We start from the raw sequence: 21,375 nt of genomic DNA, 5'->3' as shown, positions 1-21,375 counted from the left end.
AAATGTATACCACCTTAGAAAGTGTCCGCTCTTGGGCGACAGACAGCGGAAATAATTCTATGGAAGCTCTGTATCAATGGGTACAAGAACGCAATCAAAATTCCCATGTCAGTATTGTGAAAAACCGCCTTTCGGACAGTGCCCAATGGTTTTACGACCGAGAAAGCGGTTTCATTCACAACCGGAACAACAGCTTTTTTCAAGTTTCCGGTTTGCAGGTTCTAAAGGATGGTAAGGTCGTTGCCGAACAGCCCATTCTCTTGCAAAGGGAAATTGGATATCTTGGTATTCTTTGTCAAAAAAGGGGCGGTGTACTTTATTTTCTCATGCAGACGAAAATTGAGCCGGGCAATGTGAACTGTGTGCAGATTTCCCCCACCATTCAAGCAACCAAGAGCAACTTTACCCAAAAGCACGGGGGAAGAAAGCCGGCATATCTGGATTATTTTTTGAACGCCGAGCGTTACGAGGTTGTGGTGGATCAAATTCAGTCGGAGCAGTCCTCTCGTTTTTGGGGAAAGCGAAACCGTAATATTATCGTCTATCTGCCCGAGACGGAGCAGGTGGAGCTTCTGGCGAATTTCCGTTGGATGACACTGAGACAGCTGAAAAAGCTGATGAAGCAGGAAAATTTAGTGAATATGGATACTCGCACCGTGCTTTCCTGCATTCCCTTTACCATGACGGAAATCAGCACGGAGGAGCTTGCTCAAATTGAAGGCTGCTTCCAAGACCACGCTCTCTACCGCTCCATTTTTGAAAAGCCGAAGCAGAGTATTCTGTCCCAAATGTATCACTATGTGAATAACGCAAAGATGTTTGCGGATACCCAAAAAAAGCTGGTTCCGCTGCACCAACTGTCTCACTGGGAAATGCGAGATGAGGGAATTTTTTGCAAAGAACCCTATCCGTTTCAGGTGGTCTACTGTAACATCGCCATTGAGGGCAGAGAGGTGACCGAGTGGACGCAGCCGCTGTTTGAAGCCTGTGGCATGGCACAGTTCGGACTGTTTACCACGGTGCAGGATGGCGTCCGCAAGTTTTTGGTACGAGGTCTTTCGGAAATTGGCTGTTTTGATGAGATGGAATTTGCTCCTACCGTCCAGCTGGAGGCAGGATTTGACGAAAGCAATCTTAACGACATTGAGAAATTGTTCCAAAAGCAGTATAATGAAAAAAGTGGTGTCCTTTATGATGCGATTTTGTCGGAAGAGGGCGGACGGTTCTACCATGAGCAGAACTACAACCGTATTTTAGAGATTGCCGCAGAGGAGCTGGGCGAATTGCCGGAGGGGTATTTCTGGGTGGATTACTACACGCTGAACACCTTAAATCAGGTGAATAATTGCCTGAATATTCAGCTTCGCAATCTGCTGTCCCTATTGGAGGTGTAAGGATTTGACCAAAATCAGACTGGGAATACTCGGTACTTCCGAGATTGCCTTTAGGAGGTTTTTACCCGCATTGTCGAAATGCGACGAATTAGAATATGTTGGTGTCGCTTCTCGTAATATCGAAAAAACCAAACCCTTTGTAGAAACCTTTGGGGGCAAGGGCTATAGCTCCTATGAGGAATTGTTGGCAGACAAAAGCATTGATGCTATCTATATTCCACTTCCTCCGGCGCTCCATTATGAGTGGGGCAAGAAGGCCTTGGAGTCTGGCAAGCATATTCTGATGGAAAAGCCTTTTACTACGTCAGCTAAGGAAACAGTCGAGCTCTTGAAGTTGGCAGAGAAAAAGAGCCTTGCCGTCCATGAAAACTATATGTTTTTGTACCACTCCCAGCTTGTAACCATACAAAAAATGTTGGCAGATGGAGATATTGGTGAGCTTCGACTGATTCGTGCTACTTTCGGTTTTCCAAAACGAGATGCCAACGACTTCCGCTACAACAAAGCCTTGGGTGGAGGAGCCTTGCTGGATTGTGGTGGTTATCCCATCCGCTTATCCGCAGAACTTCTGGGAGATACGGCGAAAATCAAGGCAAGTGCCTTGCAGTATTCTCCCGAATTTGAGGTGGATATTGGGGGCAGTGCAACGCTCCAAAATGACAGGGGACAGGTGGCACAAATCGCCTTTGGCATGGATAACAGCTATAAGTGCGAATTGGAGGTATGGGGCAGCATCGGCTGCATTTTCACCAACCGTATTTTTACTGCACCCATGGGCTATGCTCCGCAGTTGGTGCTAAAAAAGTGGAATGAGAAACAAACGCTGACATTGCTGGAGGATGACAGCTTTGTAAATTCCATTCGACTGTTTTCATCATGTATTCAAACCGCTTTTGAGGGCGAGAAAAACAGGGAACGTATCTGTCGACAGGCGGTGCAAATGAATCAATTTATGAGAGGTGCAGAGAGATGAGGGTAACAGGATTAGAACTGCAAGGCGTTAAGATTATTGAGCCTAAGGTTTTTACAGATGATCGTGGATACAGCTTTGAATCTTTCTCCAAAAAGGAGATGGAGGCAAACGGAATTCATTATAACTTCGTGTTGGACTATGAAGCAATGAATTTGAAGAAGGGAACTCTCCGTGGTATTCATTTCCAGAATAACCCCCATCCGCAGACCAAGTTGGTTCGAGTTTTACAGGGAGAAATTATGGATGTGGTGGTAGATTTACGAAAGGACTCTCCAACCTTTAAGCAGTGGATTACCCACACCATCTCTGCGGAAAACCAGAAGCAACTTCTTATTTCCAATGGATTTGGCCATGCTTTCCTGACCAAAGCAGACAATACGGTGGTACTCTATAAATTTGACGATTTTTATGATAGCTCACTGGTCCGTACCATCCGTTGGAATGACCCTGAAATCAACATTGATTGGGGAACACAGGATCCGATTCTCTCTACGGGAGATGCAAATGCCGTCTGCCTCACAGACAGCGATGTGAATTTCACAGTAAGTGAAAATAGATAACAGAAAACGATTCACCAATAGTAGTTTTTGATTTTGAAAACAGGAACGTTGGTAATGTGACATGGTCAAAACGAAGATTTTTTACTGGAAAAAGTAATATGTGTGGAGGATTTTGGAGGAGTAGAATGAAATTTTACGAATTAAAAATTCATGGCGCTAAGGTTATAGAACCAGACTGCCACGAAGATCATTTGGGATGGGAAGAAACCCTTTATTCAAAAGCCGATTATGAAGACATGGGAATTTCAGATGTCTTTATTCAGGAAAATTACAATTTCACATATAAAAGTATGTGCTTCAAAGGAATCCATTATCAGAAACCACCCTACGCACAGGCAACACTAATTCAGTGTATTCAGGGAGCCATGCTTGATTTTGTGGTGGATTTACGATCGGATTCTCCTACATATGGGCAGTGGATAAGCGTAGTTTTATCTGAAGAAAACCGAAAAATCCAATACATCCCCAAAGGCTGTGGGCATGCTAGCTTTTCACTCACAGATAATAGCAGGTACAAAATGAAGGTCAGCGAATTTTATGAGCCTTCTGCTCACGAAAGCATCTCCTACTTGAGCAATGTTTTGGGAATTACGCTTCCCTGCAAGGAAATTCTGATTTCGGATCAAGACAAAAACGCTAAAAAATTCGAAGAACTTCATTTCGATACAGAGGAAATTTTTGAAAGCCGTGATGAGAAAAACAAGGAAAAACGTTACCTCAATGATTTGTCTGTTCGTCCTTTTGCATTGAAGGATATTCAGGTGTTCTCCCCTAAATATTATGAAGACTTTAGAGGATATTTTACAGAAACATTTTCTGAACGTAAATTTAAGGAATATGAGATAAATACGTTATTTGTACAGGATAAAAGGGTGTTAACATATTCTAATGGGACAATACGAGGGATTTATTCTCAGAATACACCACATGCACAGAATCTGTTGTTCTCTTGTACGCAAGGAGCGGTCCAGCTTTTTCTGATTGATTTAAGCAAAGATTCGACAAGCTTCAAGCAGTGGAGCAGTGAAGTGTTTTCCATGCAAAACCATAAGCAAATTATGATTCCTCAGGGCTATGGCTATGCATATGTTACCTTATGTGATAATTGCGAGGTTCTTATTAAATCTGATGAATATGATATTCCAGCAAGTAGAGAGCTGCTTCGTTTTGATGATCCTGAAATTGGGCTGAAACGATTCAGAAAAGATGGTCAATAAAGTTCAACAATTGAAAAAGTGAGGATTTGAAGGCAATTAAGATTGTACGAAAGATCTCTTGTGGAAAAATTTTATTAAACCGATAAGTTACTGGAGGTTTCTATGAAAACAGAAGAATTAGCTTGGAGAATACGAAAGCATACAGTCGAACTGGCACATATTACAAAATTAGCACATACGGTCTGCGCACTATCCATTGCCGATATTGTCGCAGTTCTCTATAATGATGTAATGAAAATTGATCCCAAGGATCCCAAAAATGAAAACCGCGATCGGTTTGTTTTGAGCGAAGGTCACTGCAGTTTTGCGATGGCAGCTGCCCTTGCGGAAAAGGGATTCTTTTCTGTAGAAGATTTAATCAAAAAATTTCCAGATGGGGGAAAATTAACTAATTTCTTGTATAAAAAAGGCGTTTCAGGAATTGATTTTGCTACTGCATGTTTAGGCCTTGGTTTTCCAGTTGCCTGTGGTATGGCATATGCCGGGAAAAAAGATAAGAAAAATTATAATGTGTATTCAATTGTGGGCGATGGTGAATGTAACGAGGGCTCCATTTGGGAGGCGGCTCTTTTTGCAGGGCACCACAAGTTATCAAATCTTACGGTGGTTGTAAACCACAATAAATTGCAGGGACAGGATAGACTTGAAAACATTTTGTCCTCGACCAATATTGCTGAAAGATGGAAGAGTTTTGGTTGGCATGTCATTGAAGTCAATGGTCATGATCTCAATGCACTTAGATATGCCTTAAATTTTAGACATGGAGAGAAACCTGTTTGCGTCGTTGCTCATACGACCAAAGGAAAGGGCATCTCCTTCATGGAAAACAATGTCGTTTGGCATTACCTGTACGCCGATGGAGAAGAATTTGATATTGCAATGAAGGAACTGGAGGAGAGCCGTCCATGAAAGAATCTTTTTTTGATGCACTCTGTGAGTTAGCAGAAGCAGATCTCAATGTGGAATTTATAAAAGCTGATGCAGGATTTAATGCCAAATATCAAAACAACTATGCAAATCAGTACCTAAATATTGGAATTTCGGAGCAAAACATGATTGGTGTTGCGGCCGGAATGGCTTTCTCAGGAAAAACTGTTTTTGCCTATTCCTTAGTAGACTTTACGTCCTTGCGCACGCTGGACCAAATTCGTGTTAATCTGGGATATAACTGTGCCAATGTAAAGGTCGTATCTTGCGGAACCGGCTTTGATTACTGCGATGACGGTGTTTCTCATATTGCTGTGGATGATATCTCCGCACTGCGTACCGTTCCTAATCTGGTCATTTTCTCTCCCTGCGATCCTTACGAGGCATATGTGGTGACAAAAAAGGCCGCAGAAACCAAACTCCCTTGTTTTATTCGTTTGGGTCGTGGTGGAGAACCAAAATTGCACACTGCACCTGTTGATAATTATAAGATTGGTGATGTATTGACGCTTCAAGAGGGAAGAGATGTTAAGATCTTAGTTACGGGTTCCATAGCCGGTGAGGCATTAAAGGCCTGTCAAAAACTAAATGCGATGGGGATCAATACTGGTGTGTATAGTTGTCCGACAATTAATCCCATCAATAAGTCTTTTATCGAGCAGGCAATGAAAGACGCAAAAATGGTACTTACTGTGGAGGAGCATACGCTTGCAGGAGGCTTTGGTGCAATGATTGCGGAAATAATTGCAGACTCCAATATGTCCGGGCAAGCAATTTTTAAGCGAATTGGTGTGGATTATCAATTTACCACTGCCCCTGAAATTCATGATGAGCAGATGCTGTCGGGCTTGTACTACAATTATACACCTGCTGAATATCTGAAGATGCAGTGCAAACTTACTGCGGATGCAATGGTAGATTGCGTAACGGCTTCTTTGCAATAAGGAAGTGATAACTTTGAAAACAATTAGTGTTGTCATTCCCTGCTATAATGATGAAAAAACGATTGTACCACAATACAAAAAAATCTGTGAAAGCTTTGAAACAAAATTGCCGACATACAACTATGAAATTATATTTGCAGATGACTGCTCTTCCGATAATACTTGGGACGAAATTTCTAAAGTGTGTGAAAAAGATAAAAGAGTAAAGGGGATCCATAATACAGCGAACTTTGGGGTCATTCGTAATCTTTTTTGTTGCTTAAAATATGGGCACGGGGATGCAGTGTTTATGCTTATGGGCGATATGCAGGAGCCCGTTGAATTATTACCGGAATTTATAAGCCATTGGGAAGCAGGTGCAATGATAACAGTAGGACAAAAAATAGGAGCCACGGAATCTGCTTTCAAAAAGTTTGCACGGAGGAGCTATTATCGTTTGATTTCCAAGTTTGCGCTGAAACCCCAAATATCAAATTTTACCGGCTATGGACTATATGATAAGTCCTTTATTGAAATTCTAAATGGAATTGACGATATGCAGCCCTATATTAAGGGGATTGTCAGCGAGTTTGGAGGAAGAAACGTAGAAATTGTCCCCTACAAGCTTTTACCTTCACCGAGGAAGTCAAATTTTAATTTTATGAGGAATTATGATTACGCAATGGCGGGAATTACAGGATATGCTAAAAATTTACTCCGTCTTTGCACTTTTGCTGGTGTAGGTGTAGGCGTTCTTGCTTTTGGCTTTTCCATTTACACCTTAATAAACAAGCTTTTGAATTGGAATAATTATCCCATGGGTATTCCAACATTGATGATAGGTCTCTTCTTTTTAAGCGCCGTGCAATTATTTTTTATGGGTATTATGGGAGAATATATCTTAAGTATTAATGAGCGGACGATGAAGCGTCCAATGGTTATTGTCGATAAACGAATTAATTGGGATAGAGCGTATGAATGAATTTAATGATGTAAAGCAGGAAACAATTCGATTTTTGAAATTTGGATTGGTTGGTATTTCTAATGTATTAGTAGCACTTTGCATCTATTATTTATTCCTTTACTTTGGAACGCACTATATTCTTGCAAATACTATTGGATATATAGTTAGTGTTTTCAATTCATATCTGTGGAATAGCAAGTTCGTATTCAAGCATGATCACCGGCAAAAAATGAACAAACTTATTAAAACATATTTAGCCTATGGTGTGACATATTGTATCAATTCTATTTGCCTTTGGCTGCTTGTTGATATTATGGATATCTCCGATACGCTTGCACCTATCCTGGTTCTTTTTATTGTAGTCCCTATCAATTACATCATGAGTAGATTTTGGGTATATACGAAGTAACACGACCAGAAGAAAAAGAGAAATTAGAGGAAAAGCATATGAAAGGTATCATTCTAGCCGGTGGGAGTGGAACGAGACTCTATCCCGTTACCAAGTCAATCTCTAAGCAGATTTTGCCAATTTATGACAAGCCCATGATTTACTACCCCTTGTCCACTCTGATGTTGGCAGGTATTCAAGAGATTTTGATTATTTCCACTCCCAGAGATTTACCATTTTATCAGGAGCTTCTCGGTGACGGGGCAGACTACGGGTTAAAGCTGAGCTACGCTCTTCAGGAGCAGCCCAACGGCCTTGCGGAGGCCTTCCTCATTGGAGAAGAATTCATTGGACAAGACCATGTGGCGCTGGTGCTGGGGGATAATATTTTTTATGCCCGAGGCTTTTCCGAGATGCTGTATCAGGCTCGAGAGCAGATACATAACAGCAACGGCGCAGTCATTTTCGGCTATCAGGTTGCAAACCCCAAGTCCTTCGGCGTGGTGGAGTTTGATAAGGACTGGAATGTCCTGTCTTTAGAGGAAAAGCCGGAGCACCCCAAGTCGGACTTTGCTGTTCCCGGGCTTTATTTCTACGACAACTCCGTGGTGGAGATTGCCAAGCAGGTCACGCCCTCTGCCCGTGGGGAACTGGAGATCACCACTGTCAACAATGAGTACCTTCGCCGAAACCAGCTGAAAGTGCAACTGTTTGGCCGTGGTATGGCGTGGTTGGATACCGGAACCCACGAAAACCTGCTGGAGGCCGCAGACTTTGTGTCCATTGTCCAAAAGCGGACAGGCATGTATGTTTCCTGTATTGAAGAGATCGCTTTTCGCAAGGGCTTTATCACAAAAGAGCATTTGCAAAAACTGGCTGAGTCCATGCTGAAAACCGACTACGGTCAATATATGCTGCGAATTGCGGAGGAAAAGTAATGAGAACGATTTTAGTGACCGGCGGCGCCGGTTTTATTGGCAGCAATTTTGTTCACTATATGCTCGCTCACCACAACTACAAGCTGGTCAATCTGGACGCCCTGACTTACGCGGGGAATCTGGAAAACCTCAGCGGTCTGGAGGGCAACCCCAACCACGTTTTTATCAAAGGTGACATTTGCGACGAAGGATTGGTGTCCAAGCTGTTCGCAGAGTACGACTTTGACACGGTGGTGAACTTTGCGGCCGAAAGCCATGTGGATCGCAGCATTACCCACCCGGAGATTTTCCTGAATACCAACGTCCGCGGCACGCAGGTGCTGTTAGAGGCGGCGAAACGCCACTGGAGCGAGGAGCCCGACAACAAGCACTGCCGAGACTATTGTGAAGGCGTCCGATACTTGCAGGTTTCCACCGATGAGGTGTACGGTGCGCTGGGAAAGACGGGCATGTTCACGGAAACCACGCCCCTTTCGCCCAACAGCCCCTACTCCGCCTCCAAAACCAGTGCGGATTTGTTTGTCCGTGCCTATCACGAGACCTTCGGACTGCCGGTAAATATCACCCGCTGCTCTAACAACTACGGTCCCTATCAGTTTCCTGAAAAGCTGATTCCGCTGATGATCAACAACTGCAACTGCGGAAAGGCCCTGCCAGTCTACGGTGACGGCATGCAGATTCGGGACTGGCTGCATGTTGCAGACCATTGCAGCGCCATTGATACGGTGTTACATAAAGGAAAAATCGGTGAGATTTATAACATTGGCGGCAACAACGAAAAGGCAAATATCGAAATTGTGAAGCTGATTATCAAGACCCTGGGGAAGTCGGAGGACTTGATTTCCTACGTGCAGGATCGCCCCGGCCATGACCGCAGATATGCCATTGACAACACAAAAATTACCACAGAGCTTGGCTGGAAGCCTATCTATACCTTTGAGCAGGGCATTACCGAGACCATTCAATGGTACTTGAATCACAGGGATTGGATGGAACACATCACAACTGGCGGTTATCAGAATTATTACCAGGAAATGTATGGCAGGGCGAAAACCTCCTTATGACTTTTAGCTTTGCAGCCACATCGGCAGGAAAATTTCTATGTGCCTTTCATATCTCCACGGCTCCCATTATCGAACTGCGCGGCGGGCTACCCTACGGGATTGCACAGGGGCTGGATTATCCGCTGACACTGATGGCAGCTATTCTTGGGAATATGGTACCTGTGCCATTCATTATCGTGTATATATTCGCCACATTTTTGCGTGGCTTCGTAAATACAGTGGATGGTGGGACGAAAGAATTACTAAGTTAGAAAAGAAAGCACATTTAAAGAAGAGAATCGTACGGGGATGCGGCCAAAGAATCCTTCGCAGGCAGAATTGTCGGGAGAACATCCCTTCTTTGACATGGATCGCTGCAACTGTGCCCGGTCCATGCGGTGAATCCAACCTGTCCAGCGATAATGGTAGCCACGATCTGTATGAATCGTAGGAGTTTCCCTAGCTTTCAGTCTTTCAATCGCATCATCCAGCATTCCATTCACCAGTTCCGCATTGGGAGATCATCCAACACGCCATGAGACAGGCATTCCATCAAAGCAGTCAATCATAGGTGAAAGATATACCTTCCCCGCAGGAATGGCAAACTCCGTAATATCCGTAAGCCACTTCTCATTGGGGCGATTTGCATGAAAATTACGCGCAAGGATATTGGGAACTGCCGGCATTATTTCACCCTGATAGGAGCTATACACTCGCTTTTTGTGAATCCTTGGGTGCAAATGCGCTTGATTCATAAGACGAAGAACGATTTTTTCCGATAGTCGAACGCCATGTTTCCTCAGTTCCAAATGAATTCGACGATACCCATAGCATGAACAGTTTTCCTCAAAAATTGCTTTGATTTGCTTCCTTTTCGCGGCATATGGATCGTTTCGTTTCTCAGCCTTTTTTCGATAAAAATAGCTGCTGTGGTAGTGTCAACATTTATGCGCAAATTGGTTTGCAGTCTCATGTGGAATGAGATTAACCAGCCAACTCGGCGTCGTCCATGATTGTCTCCAAGTGCTTCATGTTCATGTATTTCTTGTTTCCCCACTGGGTGCCTGCAACATGACGCAGTCGGGCACAAACCAGCATAAGGGCGGAGTTTCCGTCAGGAAAAGCCCCCACCACGCGGGTGCGGCGGCGGATCTCACGATTGAGCCGCTCAATGGCTGGTTGATCTCATTCCACATGAGACTGCAAACCAATTTGCGCATAATTCTTGACACTACCAATGCCGCAGGCCCATCTTGCCATTCACCTCCCGCCGTGCTATGATGGGTGCAAATAAACGAAGACAGGATGATTTTATGATGTGGATGCGAAGCCGCGTTCTTGCGGTATTGATTGCGGGCATCAGCCTGATTATCGCGGTGAGTCTGGCCGTCGGCAGTCTTGTGGATTACAAGCAAAACGCTTCCGGCGGCATCAGCGCCACCGGATCGGCCACGAGAGATTTTACATCCGATTTAATTGTCTGGCGCGGCAGCTTCTCCGCCTACGGGCAGTCCACTACGGAGGCGTATGCGTCCATCCAGCACGACGCGGGCGTGGTTCGGGACTATCTGCTGTCCCACAACGTTCCTGAAGAGAGCATTGTATTTTCGTCTGTCACCATCGAACCCGACTACCGGGAGATCTACAATGATTACGGCAACTATGTCGACTCGGAGCTGAAGGGCTATTCCCTCAGCCAGCGGCTTACCATTCAGTCCTCGGACGTGGAGGGCATCGAGGTCATTTCCCGGGACATTACAGAGCTGATCGGTTCCGGCGTAAATTTTTATTCGGAGTCCCCGGAGTATTACTACACCAAGCTGGGCGAGCTAAAGCTGGAGCTGATCGACGCCGCCACTGCGGACGCCAAGGCCCGCGTGGACATCATGGCGGAGCAATCCGGGGGCAAGGTTGGAAAGCTGCTCAGCGCCGACCTTGGAACCTTCCAGATTACCGCGCAAAATTCCGCGGAGGATTCCTATGTTGCGGGCGGTGCGTTTAACACCTGGTCCCGGGAAAAAACCATGTTTATCTCCGTCCGCCTCCATTACGCCCTGCGATAAATCGGGAGACTGGCTTCTGCGCCCCATGAAAAAGCAGCCTTTTTGCAGTTGATCTTACATAAAATGAGAATCCGAACCCGACCTCAACAGAGGCGGGTTCGGATTCTTATAATTTATTTCATTGATTCAGAAGGGATGCACTGGCGTTTCCGTTTTACCAGTATTTTTCAGTGCCACTGGCCGCCATGGAAACTGCCCGCCCGGATACGGCCCGCACCTTTTTGGAGTCTCCCTGCTGCTCGCCTGAAGAAAATTCCTCTGGTGTTTCGGAAACCGGCTCGCTCTTGGGCAGACGGCTCCCGGAGCTCAGCTTAAATACGCTGACATAGTTTTTCAGGTTGTCAGCCTGCGCAGAGAGCTCCTCGCTTGCGGCGGCGCCTTCTTCGGCTGACGCCGCATTATTCTGAACAACCTGAGAAATCTCCGTGATCCCCTGATTGATCTGTTCAAGTGCTGCCGCCTGCTCGTGGGAGGCCGTGGCAATGGCATCCACAAGCTCGCCCGCTTGCGAGACTCCCACCACGATCTTGCTCAGCGCATCGGCTGTTTCATTTGCGATGATGGTTCCGGCTGCGACCTTGTTTATGGAGTTTTCAATCAATTCGGTGGTTTCCTTGGCCGCCTTGGAGGACTGTGCAGCCAGACTTCTGACTTCCTCGGCAACAACCGCGAACCCCTTTCCGTACTGGCCTGCCCTTGCTGCTTCCACAGCGGCGTTGAGCGCAAGAATATTTGTTTGGAAGGCAATATTTTCAATTACCTTGATAATCTTACTGATGTTTTCAGAGGACGCGTTGATTTCATTCATCGCACGGAGCATCTCGGCCATTTGAGCATTGCCGGCATCCGCGTCTTTTTGGATATTCCCTGCCAATTCATTTGTTTTTTGCGCGTTCTGTGCTGTTTGAGTTGTCTGCGAAGTAATTTCTTCCATGGACGCCGACAATTCCTCAACAGAGCTTGCCTGTTCAGTCGCCCCCTGGGAGAGTGATGTGCTGGAGTCTGCCACGAGCCCCGCGCCGGAATCCACTTGGTCTGCGGATGTAACGATGGAAGCTGCAAGACCATGGAATTTTGCCACAAGCTCCGAAAGCGCCTTTCCCATGATGTCTTTTTCAGAACGAACCGTTACTGCCAAAGACAAGTCTCCCGTCGCCACGATTTCCAGTTCACGGCTGAGTTTTACCGTTCCTTCAATAAGCTTATTAAAGGCGAGCGCGACCTTTCCGATCTCGTCTTTGCGCTTTTTCACTTGTGTGTCTTCCTCTGTTATTAACCCGTATATGTCAACATCTCCAACAGCGATATGCTCGGAAACCATTTCAATCATTTGAAGCGGCTTGCTGATAATACCGGATGTGTAAGTACCCAGAAGCAGGGAAATGACAAAGGATACGACAATTACAGCAATCATAATCACCATTGCGATTGACGCCTCCGTCTTATTACTCACAAGATTTTCTTGCGCGTTGGCTTCTTTCCTTTGCGTAAGTAATTCAAAGCTTTCCGCCGCATTTTGTGCCTCAGGGACCGCTTCATTGATCAGAGACAGTATATCTTCTTTTGCTTTTCCCGCCTTGGCATCTTTTATGACATTATTAACTGTATCCGTGTAGGCTTCATACGCCGTCATGGTTGAATCATATATCCGCTGCCCTTCACTACTCGTAACTGTTTTGCTGTATTCTTCCATTTGAACCTGAACCGCATCCATTTGAGTCGATATTTCCTGATAGTATTGATCGCGACCCGTATCGTAGTAAATATAAAGGTCGCGAACCGCAACTCTGATCTCCTTAAAGCTGCTCTCCGCTCCAGTGCAGTAAACGATTCCCATGGTTTGATTATCATAGGTCGCCTGCTGGTTATTGTTCATTCGCAGCATGTTGACAATGCCGACAGCGCCGACTGCGATTCCCAAAACCGATATAAAGAGAAATCCTATAATTAGTTTTTTAGATATCTTTAAATTCTCAAACCACTTCTTCATTGTCCTGACTCCTTCAATTATTCACGGCATCGTGTCAACTTGCTTGCCGTGATACTTTTATTTACACATTTTGGCCTCGCCTCAGGGGCAGGTCGAAACAGTGCCGATGTCCTCCGCGTTCAGCAGCCTCACCCAGTCGCGCAGCAGTATCCTCATTTCGCGCAGCTTATTCATATCATTAACATACCCGCCGCCGGTCCCGGAGCTTAGATTCGGTTTTTGCACGCTATTTTTGCCGGGCGGGAATATTAGAAACCGTCTTTTGCGGAGTCTCCGCCGTCATTCAAAAATTGTCTTAAAAGACTGGTCATTATCTCACTTCCTTAAACTTTTTTAGAAATACGCTTAGCACCTGTAAAAACTTGCTCGCACGACCCTGAATAAGCAGTACCTTATTCAGGGCACTATATTATATGGGAATAAATTCGCTGGCCGTAGTTTGTCAAAGACTGCGGAATCGCAACGCAAGCACATTGCTATTACTGAATTATCAGATATTTACGACTGAAGCTGTGACGGCGATTGAAGCAATTGCCATATGCGTGATGTGCAGCTCGTTGAACTTATCCATTGCAATTTTCTTCTGTTCCATGAGAGAATGTGCGTAAATGTTTAGGGTAATTGAGACGCTGGCATGTCCCAAAATTTCGCTAAGCGTTTTAATGTCAACGCCAAGCTCTAATGCTCTTGTGGCGAAGGTATGACGGATCGCGTGAAACTTTCGGTCTTTTACGCAAGCGTCCTTTAAAATCTTTTTATACAGCTTTTGATAAACCCTGGGGTCTGTCGGAGTGCTTGTACCGGAGATCAAATGGCAGTTTTCGCCGGTGCATTGATCGCTGTACTTTTTTTGCATGTCCAGGAGAAATGCAGGCAGAGGGATTTTTCTCATGGATCTCTGACTTTTCGGCGTGCCAACAAGAAGCTTCGTTTTGCATTTGCCACCCTGCATGTTTTTTACGCGAGTTACTGTTTTCGTAACAGACATCGTGCCGGCTTCATAATCAAAATCACTCCATTTTAAGGCGCAAAGCTCCCCAAGGCGTATCCCGGTATAAAATGTCAGAAGAATTCCAAACGCTCGGATATCCTCAGAATGAGAAATCGCATTTTCGATCAGTCGCTGTTCATTTATGGAGAATACCTGCACCTCCGTGTTTTCCGTCTTTGGCAGTTTGACAGCTTCCATGATGGCTGAACATGTCGGCCAGCCCTTCACAATCTCTTTTAGCGCCGTCTTAAAAACAATTAGTATTTTTCTCTTGTAGGATTCGGAAAGCGTAGAATAATGATTGATAGACGCGGTGAATCGTGCAGCTGAAAGCTCCGTAAGGCACTCATTTCCGGGCTTTTCAAAAAAGGGAATTACATAGTGCTGTACGCAGGAAAAGTAATTTCCGAAGGTTGACGCTTTCACGTGATTGGTAATATCTCCATACAGCCAATGCTCAAATAGCTCCACCGCACTCTCAACTGGCCCGGGTTGTTTCATTTCCCGAGGTCTTATGTGCTCCTTGTAATTTTTTTGCTTATCCTTAACTTCTTTGTACGTTTTAGCATAGACATAACGGTATTTTCCGTCTGGCTTGAGAATACGCCCCTCCCAACGCCCGTCTTTGCGTTTATAAACATTTTCTCCTCTTCTTGGCATGTTACTGCTCCTCTCGTGAATGACTTGAATTTTGACGGCGATTAGATCGCCAAATGCAGAAAAAGCTCTGCATTTTCGTCTGAGTATATCGGATATTTGACCTTTACCACCACTTTTTTTATTTTGCAGACCAACCGGGGTTATTTTATACTCAGAATATGTCGATAAATAAGATAATTGGTGATAAAAAGCCTCCGCAGTCTTTGACAAACTACGGCCAGTTTTTGTATTTTAAATTCCACCACTCGGGCAAGCAAAAGACCGTCGACTTTCGTCGACGGTCTTTTGCTTTTCCTGTATTAAAATGGGTTTTGGGGCTTTAGGTGTGTCATAGATCTTATAAGTACACTCGAAAAAATTGAGTGATGGGCGCTGCAAACCTACTCTACGGAGCGTTGATTGATTATTCTTTGGTAATCGCTTACACTATGACTGATGGGGCGTTAAGCTTGGATTGCAGCAGAGCAGGCACGGTTTACACGCCTTATAAAGGCATCGGGGAAAGAAGAAGGGGTATCGCAAATGGATTTTGTGAAACGGAAGGAATTGAAAAACGCCTATAAAGAAAAAGCGGCCGTCGGCGGTGTCTACCGCATCCAGTGTAACGGGAACGGACGCGCTTGGGTGAAATCCACAACGAACCTGACGGGCCAGCAGAACAAGTTCGCATTTTCCGTTTCGACCAATTCCTGTCCGGAACCGGCCATGCGAACAGAGTGGATGAAATATGGATTACAGTCTTTTTCATTTGACGTCCTTGAGGTATTGAACAAGAAAGAGACGCAAACGGACCGTGAATTTTCGGAAGATATTCAGGCTCTCCATAAAATATGGCTGGAACGGCAGCGGCAGGAAGGAGTCTTGCATGGAACAGATCATTAAAATCAAGCAGTTTCTTGATGATTCCGGAAAAATCAAGCAGCTTCCGCAAAAACAGAAAGTGAGACACGCCCTGTTGGAATATCTCGCCGAAAAATTTGAACTTGGCCGTACGTATTCGGAACGGGAAGTCAACGGTATCTGCGACCTGTGGCACACCTTCGGGGATTATTTTCTCCTTCGGCGAGAACTCGTCGACCACGACCTTTTGTGTCGTGAACGGGATGGATCCCGCTACTGGAGAGCGCAGACCGCCGGGCAAGAAACGGAGCTTGAGCATGACTCGTGAATTTTATTCCATTGGATTTCATATGACGGCGCAGAATTCGGCGGAGGATTCCTACGTTGTGGGCGGCTGGGCGTCCGAGTGAGGCTGCGAATCACTTCTATAACCATATACCTCCTGAAATGGGCATGAGAAAAGGTATTAATTACTGGCGGGGGCGTGTGCGCGGGGAGAAGATAGAAGAAGTTGGTGGCGTAATCGGCCACGCAGTGAAACGGATCGTTCATAAATTCTGTGTAAATCGACATAGCTATACTCCTTTCCCAAAATTTATAAAAATTATAGCATAATCTTGGCAAATTTGTTAAAATAAAATTCAAAATTGCTATAATTTTAATGTACATATCGTACAGTTCAATTTAAAAAAGAAAGGGGACCATATCATGGGAATCATCAGCACGCTTCTAACCGGAGGCTGCCTTGTGGGGAAGCTCTGCCAGGGTCTCTCCAGTGCGTTTTCCAGCAACAGCATCTGCGTACAAAACGGAGTAACTAAAATTTACGACGCGGATTTGTCGGTGGGCGGCGCCACATTTTACAGCAGCAACGAGGACAGCCCCACCGAACAGTATTACAACTATGTGGCCAACCCCACCACTCTGCCCATTTCTCTGGCTATGCCGAATGTAGATGAGAAGGGTGGCATTGAGATGCTGGTTCCGGCCAAAAAATCCCGGCCCATGAGTCTTCTGCTGGATAAATCTGTGGCGCCGTCCACCGAATTGCTGATTGGTCCCATCTCCGACAAGGATGCTGCCAATGGCGGCATTGAGGACACCGCCGTCAAACTCAGCTTGCGCAGTCTTCCGCTGAACGGTACGCCGGTGACCATCGGCGGTGTCACCGTCTCCGCTGACCGAGTCTCCGGACTACTTCACGTCTCCACCGACAGCGCCGTCATCGGAAACCTGACCTATTTTTCCGCTACCGCTGACTCCGGCTTGGAGGCAGAGAGGCGGGACACCATTATCCCTCAGCCGCAAAACGAGGCGCTGGTTGCCGGAATTACCCGGAACTACGCGCTGAATTTTGGGGACATGGGCTTCTCCTCAAACGACAAGCTTAACTGTCGGCTTTATTTTACTATCGCCGGAGGAAACGCGCTTCGGATAGAACAGCTGTCTAAGGGGAGCCGTCCACTTCCTCACGGCTATCTGGCTTATCTCCAGCAACGGGGGCTGGCGCCAGAGGAATGATCTCCATTGTCACCAGCTGCCTACCCATGGGCTTTGTGGGGGATGCCTACCGAGCGGCACTGGAGGCTGAGGTTTATCTTTCGCGGACGGTAGTCTGGACGGCGGAGGATGAGAGCGTACCGCCGGGGCTTTCCCTCAGCGCAAACGGTGTACTCTCCGGCGTGCCGATACGCAGCTATCGGGGCAGCATTGAGGTTTGCGCCGCCTGTGAAGATCCGGAGGAAACGGCGAGGACGGTGCTCTCACTGAGAATCTACGGTGCGCTTAGCCTGAAAGCGCTCTCCCTGCCCGACGGGCAGGCCGGACAGGCTTATTCCGCGCCGCTGGTGGCCGAGGGCGGCGCAGGCCCCTGCCACTGGATGGCCGACAGCCTTCCCTTGGGGCTGCAGCTCTCGGGCGCGTGGCTCACGGGAACGCCCCAGGTTTCGGGGGGCTTTGCCCCCATCACGTTTACTGTTGTTGACGCGGAGGGACACAGCGCGGAAAAGTGTGTGTTTCTCCGCATTTTATAAAACAAAAGGAGGTATCAGCATGACCCGCTTCACAATGACTGCAAACAAATCGATACCTCTGGCGGTGCCAGAGGGCTACTATGTTTTTCTTCAGGCCACCACTATGGCCGGCTTTAAAATTGGCTTTACTGTTAGAGACGCGGAGGGCGGCACGGCCTATTTCGACGAAAGCCGCCAGAGCTTGAATCCGTTGCCACCGCTGGCTGCTTTTTTTCAGTCCCACGCATCGGCGCTTGAGCTGTTTGTGGACATTCCCCAAAGCCAGCAGATCGACATCCGAATGGACAGCATGGACATCGCGGACGAGAAAGGGAATCTGATTCTGCGCACCATTTCCATTGCTGGGGAGGACTGGACCGATAAGGATTATAACGATTTGTTGGTGACGGTGACCGCCTGTAAGAGCAATCATTAACCGAAAAAGCCGTTTTAACATAGCTTTCTGATGAACTGTATCCGGCTTGTCAATGACAAGCCGGATACAGTTCACGTCATGCAGTGCGATGGCCCAGACTTATTCATGTTGGTGCTTTTTTATGATGCGGCTCATCGTTCCAAGAGAAAACATACTCTGCCCCAGTCCGTGAAATGTTTTATTCTCTATTTTATTCAACATAAAAAAGTATTGTCCATGCACAAGATTACCCGATGCGCTCTTAATCCTGCATATTTGTAGTCAGCATATCCAATCGGAGATTAACCTCTGTACCATCACTGCATTTAAGGCGAATGATTAGTAGCTGATCATCAGGGGTTACATACGTCTCCATTCTAGTCGCACACTGTGCTAAGCTCGTCAGCATCTTTGCGCTGAGAAAAATATCCTTTTCTTTCAATGCAACCCCCTCCCAGCGACATTCATGTACTATGTCAAAAAAAGCTACTCCTGAGGGACTTGTATCAACATCTTAACCTCTTCCCCATTCAGCAGCTTCGCTGTATTAAGGAACAAAGCTATGCGCTCTTTTTGCTCAATCGATTGGCTCTAACTGGGTAATTGCTGCAAGGAAAGAAATGACTTTCGTTTTATGAATCTTAATATTTTCCAAGCCCTGCAGTTGAATGGACAATGCCCACTTCGTTTTCATTTGGCTCTCCAAAAGAATGACGCGAAGCTTCACGGTCATCATAGACGACGGTTCTGCTATCCAGTCTGAATTTGCTAACCTCATGCTGCAAAGTCTGCGCCTGTGCGGCCAGCTCCTCGCTGGAAGCCGAGCTTTCTTCAGCCGTTGCTGCATTTGTCTGCACTACTGCCGAGACTTGTGACAAGCCTTCGTTAATTTGTCCTATGGAAGCCGCCTGTTCACTGGTGGCAGCTTCAATTTCACGAATGGACTGTACCGCCAATTCTGCTTTTTTTGAAGCTTCGATTAAACGTATTGATGTATCAGCAGCGATTTTCTCTCCATTTGATACAGTTACAACTGATTTTTCAATCAGCGCCGCCGTTTGCTTAGCCGCTTCCGCAGATTTTCCCGCAAGGTTGCGTACTTCATCAGCTACCACGGCAAATCCTTTCCCGGCGCTACCGGCGCGTGCGGCTTCAACAGCAGCATTTAAAGAAAGAATGTTTGTTTGGAAAGCAATGTCCTCCACCAACTTGGTGATTTTGGAAATTTCCTGAGAAGTTTCGCTAATCTCCCGCATGGATACGTTGAGGTTTTTCATTTGGTTATTGCCTTCCGCAAGATCACGTTCTGCCTGCTCAACATAATTCACAGATTTCTGAACATTCGTTATATTCTGCTCTGCTTGCTCTGATACACCAGAAATTGAAGCTGTAAGTTCTTCGATTGTTGCGGCCTGCTCCGTGGCTCCCGATGCAAGAGCCTGTGCAGCGTCAGACACTTGCCCTGCACCGGCATTAACCTGATTTGCGGCATTGTTAATATGGCTGAGAGTATTGCTCAAGGAAACGGATATATTTAACAGCGCCTGCTTGATAACAGAGAATTCTCCTGCATAGTCCTGTTCCAAATGAATACGAAGATCTCCCTGCGCTATTGTTTCCAGCGCGTGTGTAATTTCCTTAATATAGTTGATATACTTATTAAGCTGAACGACGGTACGATTGATTGCAATGGCCATCTGTCCTGTCTCATCGCGGGTCGTCACCTCAGCTGAAATATCCAGCTTTCCGTCTGCAATTTGATTGGCTGCATCTGTGAGTTTTCTAATAGGTGCAGCGATTTTTCTTGCCACAAAAATAATCAGCAGGGATATGACTGCCGCTGCAATAATAAATATAGTCAACATAGCGTTTCGTATTACTGAATACTCTTGATAATATTCGGCGTCCGGCAGCCCGGTAGCGACTACCCAGCCTGTATCCCCAACAGGAGATACATATCCATGAGCCAAAACTCCATGAGAAGTAAATTTCACCGAGCCTTGCTCTTTAGATAAGAGGGCGTTTTTAATATTTTCCGACATATCGGTTTGGCTGACGTTAAGATTAATATACTCTGCTGAGGGGTGATAGATTAACTGACCGGAACTTGTGGCAAGAATATAAAAACCTTCTTTACCGAGCTTATATGATCCAATCGTCTGGCTCAGTGCTTCCAGTGTAAAATCAATTCCAACTACCCCAATTAATTCGCTTCCATCCGGAGCATAAACAGGAGCAATAGCACTTACGATCTGCGACTTTGTAACAGAATCCTCGAATGGCTCTGTCATAATTGCTTTATCTGCTGTACTGATCATCTTATACCAAGGGCGCTCGGTGACAATGAAACTGCTGTCAGATAGGTAGCCATCCGACTGTGCCATCTGGCTGGAATCGATGTCGGCCACCCAAACAGCCGCTGTAGATTCGGTATCTGCATTGTAGGTAGATACCAATGTACGCATAACACTTTCGTAATCTTCCGCCTGACTGATATTTGTTTCAGGCTTTAAATTCTGAAAAAAGTCTTGTAATTCAGCACTGGCAGAAAGCTGTTCCATCTTATTAAGATATGTATTGAAAAATCCTTCTATTTCATGGGCGGCTGACAAAGAGGTGGCGGTTAACTCATTCTGTGTCAGTCTGTCAACACTGGTCTGCGTTAGCCGCAACGTAATGATATTAACGACCACGAAAGATACAATGACTGGAACTCCAACAAAAATTAATATTTTTAATACCAGTTTCTTTAAACCCTTGGCTTTTGAATGGGATGCAACGCCTTGGGCGCCCTCTTTTTCCTGGAACACCTTTTTCATAGGATTAGATTTCACAATGCTCCTCCTCACCTTATTTTCCAAACTTCAATTATGCTATAGTTTTTTGCTACTACTTACATGATTCTTTTCTCAGGCCGTATGCCAGAATAAAATTTGTGCGACAATCTTATAATATGTTAATGGTAGAAATAGGCGGTGATTCTGTCACAGTTTATCCGAAACCATGCGTAAGATAGCTTTTTCCCTGAATTACAAAGCACTTTTGGCAGGAGTGACCAGAGAATTGACGGCACATTC

General features: G+C 45.8%; 20 protein-coding genes and 2 pseudogenes. 17 read left to right on the top strand and 5 right to left on the bottom strand.

The annotated features are described in order from the left end of the window. Window positions 1–2 precede the first annotated feature (2 nt). The 11 genes from RTU96_RS05305 (at window position 3) to RTU96_RS05260 (ending at window position 9,599) form a co-directional block, all read left to right on the top strand. Complete coding sequence (locus RTU96_RS05305) at window positions 3–1,394, top strand: NDP-hexose 2,3-dehydratase family protein (protein ID WP_312635380.1); 1,392 nt, start codon at window positions 3–5, stop codon at window positions 1,392–1,394. Between the two features lie 4 nt (window positions 1,395–1,398). Continuing rightward, window positions 1,399–2,367 (top strand): Gfo/Idh/MocA family oxidoreductase, encoded by a 969-nt coding sequence (locus RTU96_RS05300; protein ID WP_312635379.1) that lies wholly within the window; start codon window positions 1,399–1,401, stop codon window positions 2,365–2,367. Next, complete coding sequence (gene rfbC / locus RTU96_RS05295; protein WP_312635378.1) at window positions 2,364–2,927, top strand: dTDP-4-dehydrorhamnose 3,5-epimerase; 564 nt, start codon at window positions 2,364–2,366, stop codon at window positions 2,925–2,927. Before RTU96_RS05300 ends, rfbC begins: the two co-directional genes overlap by 4 nt. Before the next feature lie 125 nt (window positions 2,928–3,052). Then, the gene (locus RTU96_RS05290) at window positions 3,053–4,144 is read left to right on the top strand and encodes a dTDP-4-dehydrorhamnose 3,5-epimerase family protein (RefSeq protein ID WP_312635375.1); all 1,092 of its coding nucleotides are present in this window, start codon (window positions 3,053–3,055) and stop codon (window positions 4,142–4,144) included. Window positions 4,145–4,246: 102 nt separating this feature from the next. Continuing rightward, complete coding sequence (locus tag RTU96_RS05285; RefSeq protein ID WP_312635374.1) at window positions 4,247–5,053, top strand: transketolase; 807 nt, start codon at window positions 4,247–4,249, stop codon at window positions 5,051–5,053. Continuing rightward, entirely contained in the window at window positions 5,050–6,015 is a 966-nt protein-coding gene (locus RTU96_RS05280) for a transketolase C-terminal domain-containing protein (protein WP_312635372.1), read from the top strand. The genes RTU96_RS05285 and RTU96_RS05280 overlap by 4 nt, the downstream gene beginning before the upstream one ends. Window positions 6,016–6,019: 4 nt before the next feature. Next, window positions 6,020–6,976 carry a glycosyltransferase family 2 protein gene (locus RTU96_RS05275; protein WP_312635371.1) on the top strand — a complete coding sequence of 319 codons (957 nt, stop codon included), beginning with the start codon at window positions 6,020–6,022 and terminating at the stop codon, window positions 6,974–6,976. Then, window positions 6,969–7,367, top strand: a complete 399-nt coding sequence (locus RTU96_RS14740) for a GtrA family protein (RefSeq protein WP_397356482.1) — start codon at window positions 6,969–6,971, stop codon at window positions 7,365–7,367. Before RTU96_RS05275 ends, RTU96_RS14740 begins: the two co-directional genes overlap by 8 nt. Window positions 7,368–7,405: 38 nt before the next feature. Then, window positions 7,406–8,284, top strand: a complete 879-nt coding sequence (rfbA, locus tag RTU96_RS05270; protein ID WP_312635370.1) for a glucose-1-phosphate thymidylyltransferase RfbA — start codon at window positions 7,406–7,408, stop codon at window positions 8,282–8,284. Then, window positions 8,284–9,348 (top strand): dTDP-glucose 4,6-dehydratase, encoded by a 1,065-nt coding sequence (gene rfbB / locus RTU96_RS05265; RefSeq protein WP_312635369.1) that lies wholly within the window; start codon window positions 8,284–8,286, stop codon window positions 9,346–9,348. The genes rfbA and rfbB overlap by 1 nt, the downstream gene beginning before the upstream one ends. Beyond that, window positions 9,345–9,599 carry a small multi-drug export protein gene (locus RTU96_RS05260; RefSeq protein ID WP_312635368.1) on the top strand — a complete coding sequence of 85 codons (255 nt, stop codon included), beginning with the start codon at window positions 9,345–9,347 and terminating at the stop codon, window positions 9,597–9,599. The genes rfbB and RTU96_RS05260 overlap by 4 nt, the downstream gene beginning before the upstream one ends. A 36-nt stretch (window positions 9,600–9,635) precedes the next feature. Here the strand turns inward: RTU96_RS05260 and RTU96_RS05255 are convergent. Next, window positions 9,636–10,256, bottom strand: a pseudogene (locus tag RTU96_RS05255) (IS3 family transposase); the annotation flags it as partial. Between the two features lie 55 nt (window positions 10,257–10,311). Next, a pseudogene (locus RTU96_RS05250) lies at window positions 10,312–10,500 on the bottom strand (transposase); the annotation flags it as partial. Window positions 10,501–10,640: 140 nt separating this feature from the next. On the opposite strand from RTU96_RS05250, the gene RTU96_RS05245 reads away from it, so the two are divergent. Further along, window positions 10,641–11,390, top strand: a complete 750-nt coding sequence (locus tag RTU96_RS05245; protein ID WP_312635367.1) for an SIMPL domain-containing protein — start codon at window positions 10,641–10,643, stop codon at window positions 11,388–11,390. Between the two features lie 154 nt (window positions 11,391–11,544). On the opposite strand, the gene RTU96_RS05240 is transcribed toward RTU96_RS05245, so the two are convergent. Continuing rightward, entirely contained in the window at window positions 11,545–13,380 is a 1,836-nt protein-coding gene (locus RTU96_RS05240; RefSeq protein WP_312635366.1) for a methyl-accepting chemotaxis protein, read from the bottom strand. 490 nt (window positions 13,381–13,870) lie between these two features. Continuing rightward, complete coding sequence (locus RTU96_RS05235) at window positions 13,871–15,031, bottom strand: tyrosine-type recombinase/integrase (RefSeq protein ID WP_312635365.1); 1,161 nt, start codon at window positions 15,029–15,031, stop codon at window positions 13,871–13,873. 522 nt (window positions 15,032–15,553) lie between these two features. On the opposite strand from RTU96_RS05235, the gene RTU96_RS05230 reads away from it, so the two are divergent. From RTU96_RS05230 to RTU96_RS05210, 5 genes are all read left to right on the top strand, one after another. Further along, window positions 15,554–15,913 carry a GIY-YIG nuclease family protein gene (locus RTU96_RS05230; protein ID WP_312635364.1) on the top strand — a complete coding sequence of 120 codons (360 nt, stop codon included), beginning with the start codon at window positions 15,554–15,556 and terminating at the stop codon, window positions 15,911–15,913. After that, a complete protein-coding gene (locus RTU96_RS05225) occupies window positions 15,897–16,199 on the top strand; it encodes a DUF2087 domain-containing protein (protein ID WP_312635363.1) in 303 nt (100 codons plus the stop codon). Before RTU96_RS05230 ends, RTU96_RS05225 begins: the two co-directional genes overlap by 17 nt. A gap of 380 nt (window positions 16,200–16,579) precedes the next feature. Next, window positions 16,580–17,392, top strand: coding sequence for a hypothetical protein (locus tag RTU96_RS05220; protein ID WP_312635362.1), 813 nt, complete (start codon window positions 16,580–16,582; stop codon window positions 17,390–17,392). Continuing rightward, window positions 17,389–17,904, top strand: a complete 516-nt coding sequence (locus RTU96_RS05215) for a putative Ig domain-containing protein (RefSeq protein WP_312635361.1) — start codon at window positions 17,389–17,391, stop codon at window positions 17,902–17,904. Before RTU96_RS05220 ends, RTU96_RS05215 begins: the two co-directional genes overlap by 4 nt. A gap of 19 nt (window positions 17,905–17,923) precedes the next feature. Continuing rightward, window positions 17,924–18,319 carry a hypothetical protein gene (locus tag RTU96_RS05210; RefSeq protein ID WP_312635360.1) on the top strand — a complete coding sequence of 132 codons (396 nt, stop codon included), beginning with the start codon at window positions 17,924–17,926 and terminating at the stop codon, window positions 18,317–18,319. Window positions 18,320–18,939: 620 nt separating this feature from the next. Here RTU96_RS05210 and RTU96_RS05205 read toward each other — a convergent pair. Continuing rightward, window positions 18,940–21,117 carry a methyl-accepting chemotaxis protein gene (locus RTU96_RS05205; protein ID WP_312635358.1) on the bottom strand — a complete coding sequence of 726 codons (2,178 nt, stop codon included), beginning with the start codon at window positions 21,115–21,117 and terminating at the stop codon, window positions 18,940–18,942. Window positions 21,118–21,375 lie beyond the last annotated feature (258 nt).

The organism is Oscillibacter sp., assembly GCF_032018205.1.
In the GTDB taxonomy this organism is placed as follows: domain Bacteria; phylum Bacillota; class Clostridia; order Oscillospirales; family Oscillospiraceae; genus Oscillibacter.
This window is presented reverse-complemented; position numbering and strand designations above follow the sequence as displayed.